This window comes from Rheinheimera sp., assembly GCF_020217005.1.
In the GTDB taxonomy this organism is placed as follows: domain Bacteria; phylum Pseudomonadota; class Gammaproteobacteria; order Enterobacterales; family Alteromonadaceae; genus Pararheinheimera.
Genome location: NZ_JAIWOI010000274.1, coordinates 1 through 10,000 on the forward strand (window position 1 = coordinate 1; position 10,000 = coordinate 10,000).

Genomic DNA, 10,000 nt, shown 5'->3' on the forward strand with positions numbered 1-10,000 from the left:
TAATTGAAGTTACAGCGCGACGACAAGTAAACGAGACCCCACGAGCATAGTTACCTATGTGAATGGGGCGAGAGGCGCAGTCAACAAGACTGTAGCTTCAAGTATGAAGGGGAGCTCTGATCTGGCGCAATTCTTCTTCCAATATCAACCAGAATTGTTCATCCAGACACTGTGCCACATTAAACCGCGTATACTGGTCGGCATCGGGCAGGGTGCTAAACTGCGAACCTGGAGCCAACACAATCTGCCGCTGCTGTAAGCGTTCGGATAACACACTGCTGCTGACTCCCTCCGGCAGTTTGACCCAACACAAAAAACCTGCCGAAGGTTCTGCCCACAACTCACAGTCGAGCTGTTTTAGTTTTGAAAACACCAAACTACGGGCCTGCTGCAAACGACGTTTAAGCTGTTCCAGGTGCCTGCGATAGCCCCCACCTGTTAACAGCGCATATACCAGCCGCTCCATGGTATTGGAAGTAGAAATACCGCTGATCAGTTTTAAGTCGGTAAGAGCGGCGATTGTAGCTGGATGAGCGGCTATAAAACCAACGCGTAGATCAGCGGATAAAGTTTTTGACATACTGCCCAAATAAATCGCTTCAAAGCCATTAATCGGTTGGAACCCCGCCATCGAAGCGTAACGCGATACCGGATTTACTTCAAAGTCGGCGTAAATATCATCTTCGATCAATAAGCACTTATGCTGTTGCAGTAGCTGTAATACGGCAAAAGCTCTGGCAGGGTGCACACTTAAGGACACAGGGTTCGACAGCACCGAATTGGTTAAATAAGCTTTGGGCTGATACTGCTGCACCAGTTGCTGCATCACAGCGAAGTCCGGTCCCTCTTTGGTACGGGGCACCACCAGCAATTGCACCTGATGCAGACGCAACAACGCAAAAAAGTTATAAAAACCCGGATCATCCACCATCACCCAATCGCCGGGTTTCAGATGCAAACGAAAGATTAAATCCAAAGCATGAGAGGCGCTGTAGGTCAGCAGAATATGGGCTGGTTCTGTGGTGATAGATAACTGCGCTAACCGCTGGGCAAAATACTGACGTAAGGGGAAATAGCCCTGAGCCGGGCCATAGTCCGTTAACGACTGCGGCTGGCGCGCTAAATCCCGCATGGCCTGACGAATGTCCTGATCCGGCATCCAATCCGGCGACAGCCAGCCTGCGGATGCTTTGATCCAATGAGGTTCACGCAGCAAGGTCTGGCGCATCAGGGCCACATCCTGCTGTCTGCTGCTTTGACTGGCGCTGGATTCCAGTTGTTGCTGTTGTTCCGTTAACCGGCTGACATAAACCCCACTACCAGGTTGAGAGCGGACAAAACCAGCAGCAGAAAGCTTTTCATAAAGTTCTGACACAGTAAATTTACTGATCTCCAAATGTGCCGCTAAAAGCCGGATCGACGGCAGTCGCGCCCCTGCAACCCAGCGGCCGGATTGAATAGCTTGCTGCGCCTGCAGATAAAGCTGACTGCTGAAACTTTCTTTGCTGGCTTTATCCAGCTGCCACTGAGTGACTGCAATTGTCATGGAATTTTCACCTGTACAGTTCAGTTGCTTTTAGTGTCGACTGTCCTGATTGTCATGGTCTTAAGCTTTGTATACTAACTGAAGTTGGCTGAATGTACAGCCAGTTTCAGGGAGAGTCTGTGATGTCTACCGTTTCTGCATTACCCCAGGATCAAATCCGCTTATCCTTTTGGCAAAAACCACTGGCGCAGGGTTTGTGGTTTGGCAGTTTAGGCATGCTGATGTTCTCCGCTGGTTTACCAGCCACCCGGATGGCGGTGCTGGATATGCCACCGGTTTTTGTCGGTGCGGGCAGGGCTTTGATCGCGGCTCTACTGGCGCTGCTGTTACTGCTGCTAACCAGACAAAAGCTACCCAGCGTTAAACAATGGCAAGCTTTGGCTCTGGTTGCGTTAGGTTCAGTCTTTGCTTATCCGGTGTTATCTGCGCTGGCTTTGCAGCAGGTCGGAGCCAGCCACGGCATTCTGGTCACCAGTGTGATGCCACTTTTTACCGCCTTTTTTGGCGCATATTTAACTAAACAATGGCCGCGTATAGGCTTTTGGCTGTTTGCACTGCTGGGGGCTGCTTGTGTTGCGCTTTATGCGTTACACCACAGCACTGGTCCTTTTCAGCTCGCTGATGGTTATCTGGTGTTAGCGAGTTTTTTATGCGGTTTTAGTTATGCCAAAGGGGCTATTTTATCCAGAGAGCTTGGCAGCTGGCAGGTGATCTGCTGGGCGCTGGTGATGTCTATTCCAGTGCTGCTGCCCTGGGTCTGGGCTTATCAGCCGGATTATGCCGCTGTGTCGCTACAGTCCTGGCTGGCGCTAGGCTATTTATCTGTTTTTACCATGTTTATCGGCTTCTTTTGTTGGTACAAAGGCTTAGCTATAGGTGGCATTGCCAAAGTCAGCCAGTTACAGCTGTTATCTCCTTTTAGTGGTCTGGCTTTGTCTGCGTTGTTGCTGGCCGAACCTTTGCAATGGATCCACTGGCTATTGGCTTTGGCTGTGGTGGCCTGTATAGCTTTGGGGCGGCGTTTTGGATAGATCTTGCTTCACCAACACTAAAAGCTTCAGATATACCCAAGTTACTTGAAGTTGCAGGGAGGCGACAAGTCAGTGATACCCCAGGAGCATAGAAATCTATGTGACTGGGGCGAAATGACGCAGTCAACAAAGCTGCAGCTTCAAGGGCGACGGGTATAAACCAGAGATACTTTGAGTTTAGCGATAAAAAAGCGTATAGTAGCGCGCTATTTTTGGGGCCTTGCTGATGGCATTAAGTTGTCAGCAAGGCTTATATATGACTCTTTGTTGGATCAAAAAAACTGTGATTTCTACCGCAAATATTACGATGCAATTTGGCGCTAAGCCGCTTTTTGAAAATATCTCCGTCAAATTCGGCGACGGCAACCGCTATGGTTTGATTGGTGCCAACGGCTGCGGTAAATCAACTTTTATGAAGATCCTCAGCAAAGAGTTAGAGCCAAGTGGCGGTAACATTTTTGTTGAACCTAACCACCGTGTGGCCAAGCTGCATCAGGATCAGTTTGCTTTTGAGCAATACAGTGTGATTGATACTGTGATTATGGGCCACGCTGAGCTCTGGGCTGTAAAAGAAGAACGTGACCGTATCTACGCTGATCCAAATATGAGCGAAGAGGACGGTATGCGTGTAGCCGATTTAGAAGTCGCTTTTGGTGAAATGGATGGTTACAGCGCCGAATCCCGAGCCGGCGAGTTACTGATTGGTGTTGGTATTCCGGTCGAACAGCATTTTGGTCCTATGTCTGCTATAGCACCAGGCTGGAAACTGCGGGTGTTATTGGCTCAGGTATTGTTTGCCGATCCGGAAATCATGTTACTGGACGAACCTACCAACAACTTAGATATCAATACTATCCGCTGGTTAGAAGAAGTGTTGGCTGAGCGTAACAGCACTATGGTTATTATTTCGCACGACCGTCACTTCTTAAACAGCGTTTGTACTCATATGGCTGACTTAGATTACGGCGAACTGCGTGTTTATCCGGGTAACTATGATGAGTACATGACGGCAGCGACACAGGCTCGCGAACGTCTGCTGGCCGACAACGCCAAGAAAAAAGCTCAGATTGCTGAGTTACAAACCTTCGTTAGCCGTTTCTCTGCCAACGCTTCGAAAGCGCGTCAGGCGACATCACGTGCGAAACAAATTGATAAAATTCAGTTGGCCGAAGTAAAAGCCTCCAGCCGGGTCAACCCATTTATTCGTTTTGACCAGCAGAAGCAGCTGTACCGTTTAGCTTTAGAAGTAAACGAGTTAAACAAGAGCTTTGATGACCTGCATGTGTTGAAGAACCTTGATCTGACCATTGAAGTAGGCGAAAAGGTGGCGATCCTGGGGACCAACGGTATAGGTAAATCGACGTTCTTAAAATGTCTGGTAGGTGATTTAACGCCAGAATCCGGTATCGTGAAATGGTCTGAAAACGTCAATATTGGTTATTATGCTCAGGACCACGAATACGAATTCGCGGACGAGAAACGCGATATGACGTTGTTTGACTGGATGAGCCAGTGGAAACAGCCGTCTGACGACGAACAGGCAATTCGTGGTATTTTAGGCCGCTTGCTGTTCTCTCAGGATGAAATCAGCAAACCAACACGAGTGTTATCAGGTGGTGAAAAAGGTCGGATGTTATTCGGTAAGCTGATGCTGCAACGCCCAAATATTCTGGTGATGGATGAACCGACCAACCACCTGGATATGGAGTCGATTGAATCACTGAACATGGCGCTGGAAATGTACAAAGGTACTTTGTTGTTCGTCAGTCATGACCGTGAATTTGTGTCTTCACTGGCAACCCGTATCGTTGAACTGACCGATAAAGGTGTACGTAACTTCGTTGGTACTTACGATGAGTATCTGGTACAGCAAGCTGAACTAGCGGCTCGTTCGTAACCTTATTGCAAGCCTTAAAAAAGCCGGTGCCTACCGGCTTTTTTTATTGTGAATCCAGCCTTTTGGCGGTTAATTCTGCGCTGACACTTGTTTTATCAGACTCGCAATCCCATTGATCTAAAACAGTTTACCCTTTTGTTTAATTGAGCGCCTCGCGTGAATTGTGATAGGGTGATTGAAATCTTTGCCGCAACACGGAGTTTCTTATGAAAATTAATATTGGAATTGAAGACGAGGATCGTAAAGCTATAGTGCACGGTTTAGCGACTTTATTGGCTGACACTTACACTTTGTATCTGAAGACTCATAACTATCACTGGAACGTCACGGGTCCTATGTTCCAGACGCTGCATGTATTATTTGAAACTCAGTATACTGAGCTGGCACTGGCTGTGGATTTAATAGCCGAGCGTATTCGCGCTTTAGGTGAATTCGCGCCAGGTTCTTATAAAGAGTTTGCCAAACTCACCAGCATTAAAGAAGCGGACGGTATACCTGCCGCGCAAGATATGATTAAAGATCTGGTCAAAGGTCAGGAAGCGTTGGCAAAAACGGCACGTTCTATAGTACCAGTCGCCGACAAAGCTTCAGACGAGCCCACGCTGGATTTACTCACTCAGCGTATGCAAGTGCATGAAAAAAATGCCTGGATGCTTAGAAGTTTGTTAGGTTAAGTTGTTTTAACCAATCCTTTTACAATTAAGGTCTGTCAGCAGCAATTCTGACAGGCCTTTTGTTTTTTGCTCTATCGTATTTCCGCAGTGTTCATTGTCAGGAATAAACTGCTATTTTAGAAGTTATATTCGATTTTACCTTGTGATGCTTGCGGGCTTATTATCATCTCGTTCCCTGAAAAACCAACTAGTGAGATGAAACTTACTAGAGGGTTGGACAGAACCAAAACGTACTTATTGTGCTGATTAATCCGCGCTTTGCCCCTGTTGCAGTAATGAAACAGGGGCTTTTTTAGCAGCTGGCGTTTTGAACTTAATTGGATTGATGAAATACAGAGGTTGGTATGAAACGTATAGTGCTATTTTTAATCACGAACTTAGCTGTGATGTTAGTGCTGAGTATCGTTTTAAGTATTGTGTTTAAAGTTTTTGGTATAGATAACCGTAGCATGGGCGGCTTGCTGATATTCGCTGCGGTGTTTGGTTTTGGCGGCTCATTTATTTCTTTAGCCATGTCAAAGTGGATGGCTAAACGTTCCACAGGTGCCGTGGTGATCACTCAAGCTTCAAATGCCACCGAACATTGGCTGATCAGCACTGTGCAGCGTCAGGCAAAACAGGCTGGTATAGCTATGCCTGAAGTTGCAATCTATGACTCTCCTGAAATCAATGCTTTTGCAACAGGTATGAGTCGTAACAATGCGCTAGTGGCGGTCAGCACAGGATTGCTTCAGGCAATGACACAGCAGGAGGCAGAAGCTGTATTGGCTCACGAAGTCTCTCACGTTGCCAATGGCGATATGGTCACGCTGACTCTTATTCAGGGAGTAGTCAATACCTTCGTCATTTTCTTTGCCCGAGTTGTGGCTGGAATTATTGATAATTTCTTTCGCTCAAACGACGAAGAGGAAAGTCAGGGCGGTAGTATCAGTTACATGATCACTGTATTTGTATTGGAAATGATTTTTGGCATATTGGCGAGCATTATAGTGATGTGGTTCTCACGTCAGCGTGAATACAAAGCAGACGCTGGTGCAGCTCGATTAGTTGGCGCCGACAATATGGTTGCGGCGTTACAGCGATTAAAAGGCAATCATGAAAGCCAGTTACAAGGCTCTATGACAGCTTTTGGTTTGGCAACTAAGCCTGCTGCTTCAGAATTATTTATGAGCCATCCACCATTGGATAAACGTATTCATGCACTGCAAAGCCGTTCCTTCGAAAGCTAATCAGGTTTGCTTATAAATGAGCCCCTGTAAACAGGGGCTTCATCTAAAGTTGCTTTATACCTTGAATGCTCTGGCATTGGTTAATAACTCAGTGGCAAGTTTTTCCTGCTCTTTTGCCGTCTGGTTTAACTCGGTCATAGCTTGTTCAGTGTGCTCTGCTAAGCCTTGAACTGCAGTAAGCTCATCGCGCATTTGTTGATTCTGTTGATACTGCTGTTCGCTGGAATTTGCGATATCAGAGGTCGCAATACTCACCTCTGCGATCAATTTTTTAATTTCGGCCAGAGCATGTAGCGCCTGTTCCGAACCAGAAACACATAATTCAGCGCTTTGGCGCTCTTTTGCTAAATCCAGCGCAGTCTCGTCAACGGTGATCATTAATCTGTTTAACATTTGCTGAATTTCCATTGTTGCCTGGCGCGTGCTACCTGATAAGCGCCGGACTTCATCTGCGACCACCGCAAAACCGCGGCCATGTTCTCCGGCTCGTGCCGCTTCAATAGCGGCGTTTAACGCCAACAGGTTGGTTTGTTCTGAAATACCCTTAATGGTATCCAGCACTGTGACTATATCTGTAGCCGCAGAACGAAGTTGATCCATACTTTGGCTTGAAGAGCTGACTTGATCTGCAAGGTGGCGCATTGAACTGGCGACGCTGTTGACGGCTTGATAGCCAGCATCCGCTTGCTGATTGGCATGATGGGCCTGAACTGCACTGCTGCGCAATTGACCCGCTGACTGCTGCAACTGGAGATCCAGGCTTTGCGACTGATGCAATAAATGGCTTATGGCGGCACCTTGCTGGATAGCCGAGCTTTTGCATTCCTGACTAATTTGCAGGTTCTGAGTAGCCGCAGACGCGCTTTGCTCTGATGTACTGCTTAGTTTTGCTACCAAAGTAGAAAAAGAACCAAAAAGTTTACTTAAAGCAGCCCCGATATCTGACAGTTCGTCTTTGGTGTTTAACTCGAAACGTACTGTTAAATCGTGAGATTGTGCTGAATGTTCAATACGTTGATGCAGTGTCAGCATAGGTTTGGCAAAACGCTTAGCAAGCAAATGAACCAGCCAGATGACCAGTACGCCTAAGATCAAGACAGCAAGCAGGGTACTTAATATCAGGTTTGTCCGAATAGTACTGACTGCAGCAAGACTTTCTGCAGCATCTTGTTGCACTATAAGTGCATAGCGTTGCTGACCTATTCTTAACGGATGCCAACTTATCAACGATTCTACACCACGATAATCCTTAGCCTCCGCTACACCTGATTCGCCCGCAAGGGCCTGATTGACTTGATCAAGCTGGATTTTGGCATACCCGCCCAAGCCATGGGGGCCTGCTTTAAATTGAGGATAATCCTGCATAAAGCGGTTTTTATCCACTAAGTATGGCCTTAGTTCGGTCACCAGACTTTGGTGTTGATCTACCAAATATACATCTCCACTCTGACCTAAACCCAGGTCTTGCCATTTCCGATTTCCGGTCATCAAATCTGTGAACCGACTTATCGGATATTGAGCTACTAAAAAACCGACTGGCGTATCTGCGCTGTTAGGATGAAATACGGGTACGCCAAAAAACAACACTTGTTGTTGAAAGTAGCCGCCAAATGCGCTTATCGCTGAGATTTTTAAACCGGCTTTAGGATTTTTCTTCAGACTATGAACTAACTTGGCTAGTTCAGTATCGGCAAAAGCACCGTTTTGTAAGTTGCTGGCAAAAACAGGTCCTTTATTTACGTTATACAAAACATCCAGGCTATTTGCATCGACCAGCAGTAAGTCCTGAAAGCCATAACGTTGTACTATTTCTTTAAAACTGTTGTGATATTTTTTATGTTGCTGACCGTAAACTGAGCCGTCGCCTCTATCTTCCAGTAAGTGTTGCTTACCCAGAGGTTGTGGGTTGTCCGCCACGTAGTACTTTTGCAGTAACAAAGTTTCAAATTTGGCTTTGTCGAGCCAAACTTTAGTGTTTGCTTTCAGTCCCTGAGTCTGAGCCTCGAAGTAAGGTTGGTATTTGTTGCTATACCAATCTGACATTTGTTGTTTAAGGCTATCAAGACCCGGCGCCTGGACTTCGTAACGGTAAGAGACAAACGGATTTTTGAAGCTATAAATAGCCTCTTGCGTCAGGCGATTGTGAGCCAATACATTCAGCAATTGCTGTTGGCTATCAATTTGAGTCAGCAGCATAGTGTGACGACTGGTAGCCAGCGCCTGAAATTGTTGCTCTGAACTTTGATGCACTGCGTCAGAGCTGTCTTTTAATGCTAATAATCCGCTGGTACTTGCTGACAAAATGACAGCCATAACGGTCAACAGACCGGCTCCCAAGGTTAATTTTTTGGCGATATTCATACAACTCCTATCTCCACTTAGTTTCAGGCAGAAGCAGGGTAGAGATGAGTGGTTGCAAATTTATGACAAAGTGGTCGCAGCAGAAATGAACGCTTGAATAACAACCATCATTGAAATTATATGTAATAAGCTTATATCTTTATGGAATTTAACGATTTTGCTATGATAAGTCCCTGTTTGTTCACCTTTGAGTAGCGGCGGTCTATGCAACAGCCAGTTGTCCATGCGTTTTTTGAGCCTCAGAGCTTCACTTACAGTTATTTAGTCTGGGATCCTCAGAGCAAAGAGGCAGCAGTGATCGATCCTGCACTTGAATTTGACGCTACTTCTGGTTCCATCGGTACCAGCCTCGCTGATCAGATCATAGCGCAGGTTAAACAGCATAACCTTACTGTGCAATGGCTACTGGAAACTCATGTCCATGCAGACCACCTATCAGCTGCGCCTTATTTACAGCAAAGGTTGGGGGGGCGTACTGGCATAGGATCACGAATTACTGAAGTACAACAGTTGTTTAGCCAAGTGTTTAATTTGAAGCAGTTAAAAACAGATGGCTCAGTTTTTGGTAAACTTTTTGCCAATGGTGAAAGTTTTATGCTTGGCACCATCTGCTGTGCCGTGTTACACACCCCAGGACATACTCCTGCTTGTGTCAGTTATTGCATAGGGGATGCGGTCTTTGTCGGTGATACCTTGTTTATGCCGGATTATGGTTCAGCGCGTTGTGACTTCCCCGGCGGTGATGCAGCAACCTTGTACAGATCAGTACAAAGGCTCTATAAGTTACCTGATGCCACCCGGATGTTTTTATGCCACGACTATAAAGCGCCTGGACGGGAACAGTTTGTCTGTGAAACCACTGTCGCGGCGCAAAAACAGCAGAATATCCATTTAAAGCAAGGTACCAGTGAGCAGGATTTTGTTGCGATGCGAAGCAGCAGGGACAAAACTCTGAGTATGCCAAAGCTACTCTTACCTTCGGTGCAGGTGAATGTGCAGGCAGGGCAGCTTCCGCAAGCAGAAGACAATGGTACTGTGTATTTGAAATTGCCTGTGAATTTGTTTTGTTAAGGACAGCAGATGCAACTGGTTATAGCGACTGATATTTTTGGCTTACAACCAGAAGTACTTGCGGAGTTTAGCCAGCTTAGTTCGAGTTATCTTTGTGTTCAGCCTTACTCTCATCAACCACCAGTATTTACCGACGATAATGAGGCTTATAGCTATTTCGTCGAACAAGGTGGGCTTGAAGCCTATAGCAA

General features: G+C 46.4%; 8 protein-coding genes. 6 read left to right on the top strand and 2 right to left on the bottom strand.

Annotated elements, in window-relative coordinates; genetic code table 11:
* Positions 1 to 97: 97 nt before the first annotated feature.
* Positions 98 to 1,546 carry a PLP-dependent aminotransferase family protein gene (locus LDL40_RS13345; RefSeq protein ID WP_300995866.1) on the bottom strand — a complete coding sequence of 483 codons (1,449 nt, stop codon included), beginning with the start codon at positions 1,544 to 1,546 and terminating at the stop codon, positions 98 to 100.
* A gap of 122 nt (positions 1,547 to 1,668) precedes the next feature.
* Here LDL40_RS13345 and LDL40_RS13350 point away from each other — a divergent pair, with 122 nt between their 5' ends.
* From LDL40_RS13350 to htpX, 4 genes are all read left to right on the top strand, one after another.
* Positions 1,669 to 2,577, top strand: a complete 909-nt coding sequence (locus tag LDL40_RS13350) for a DMT family transporter (RefSeq protein WP_300995867.1) — start codon at positions 1,669 to 1,671, stop codon at positions 2,575 to 2,577.
* 226 nt (positions 2,578 to 2,803) lie between these two features.
* Positions 2,804 to 4,474, top strand: coding sequence for an ABC-F family ATPase (locus tag LDL40_RS13355; RefSeq protein ID WP_367304329.1), 1,671 nt, complete (start codon positions 2,804 to 2,806; stop codon positions 4,472 to 4,474).
* 206 nt (positions 4,475 to 4,680) lie between these two features.
* Complete coding sequence (locus tag LDL40_RS13360) at positions 4,681 to 5,148, top strand: Dps family protein (RefSeq protein WP_300995868.1); 468 nt, start codon at positions 4,681 to 4,683, stop codon at positions 5,146 to 5,148.
* 344 nt (positions 5,149 to 5,492) lie between these two features.
* Positions 5,493 to 6,377: a protease HtpX gene (gene htpX, locus LDL40_RS13365; protein WP_300995869.1), complete on the top strand. Its 885-nt coding sequence runs from the start codon at positions 5,493 to 5,495 to the stop codon at positions 6,375 to 6,377.
* Positions 6,378 to 6,431: 54 nt separating this feature from the next.
* Here htpX and LDL40_RS13370 read toward each other — a convergent pair whose 3' ends face one another.
* A complete protein-coding gene (locus LDL40_RS13370; RefSeq protein ID WP_300995870.1) occupies positions 6,432 to 8,738 on the bottom strand; it encodes a methyl-accepting chemotaxis protein in 2,307 nt (768 codons plus the stop codon).
* Positions 8,739 to 8,942: 204 nt separating this feature from the next.
* Between LDL40_RS13370 and LDL40_RS13375 the strand changes: the two genes are divergently transcribed.
* Positions 8,943 to 9,809, top strand: a complete 867-nt coding sequence (locus tag LDL40_RS13375) for an MBL fold metallo-hydrolase (RefSeq protein WP_300995871.1) — start codon at positions 8,943 to 8,945, stop codon at positions 9,807 to 9,809.
* A gap of 9 nt (positions 9,810 to 9,818) precedes the next feature.
* A partial coding sequence (locus tag LDL40_RS13380) for a hypothetical protein (protein ID WP_300995872.1) occupies positions 9,819 to 10,000 on the top strand: 182 nt, incomplete at its 3' end.

Excerpts from the sequence above, each read along its gene's own strand:
- LDL40_RS13345 (WP_300995866.1), bottom strand. The coding sequence starts at position 1,546 with ATGACAATTGCAGTCACTCAGTGGCAGCTGGATAAAGCCAGCAAAGAA.
- LDL40_RS13350 (WP_300995867.1), top strand. The coding sequence starts at position 1,669 with ATGTCTACCGTTTCTGCATTACCCCAGGATCAAATCCGCTTATCCTTT.
- LDL40_RS13355 (WP_367304329.1), top strand. The coding sequence starts at position 2,804 with ATGGCATTAAGTTGTCAGCAAGGCTTATATATGACTCTTTGTTGGATC.
- LDL40_RS13360 (WP_300995868.1), top strand. The coding sequence starts at position 4,681 with ATGAAAATTAATATTGGAATTGAAGACGAGGATCGTAAAGCTATAGTG.
- htpX (WP_300995869.1), top strand. The coding sequence starts at position 5,493 with ATGAAACGTATAGTGCTATTTTTAATCACGAACTTAGCTGTGATGTTA.
- LDL40_RS13370 (WP_300995870.1), bottom strand. The coding sequence starts at position 8,738 with ATGAATATCGCCAAAAAATTAACCTTGGGAGCCGGTCTGTTGACCGTT.
- LDL40_RS13375 (WP_300995871.1), top strand. The coding sequence starts at position 8,943 with ATGCAACAGCCAGTTGTCCATGCGTTTTTTGAGCCTCAGAGCTTCACT.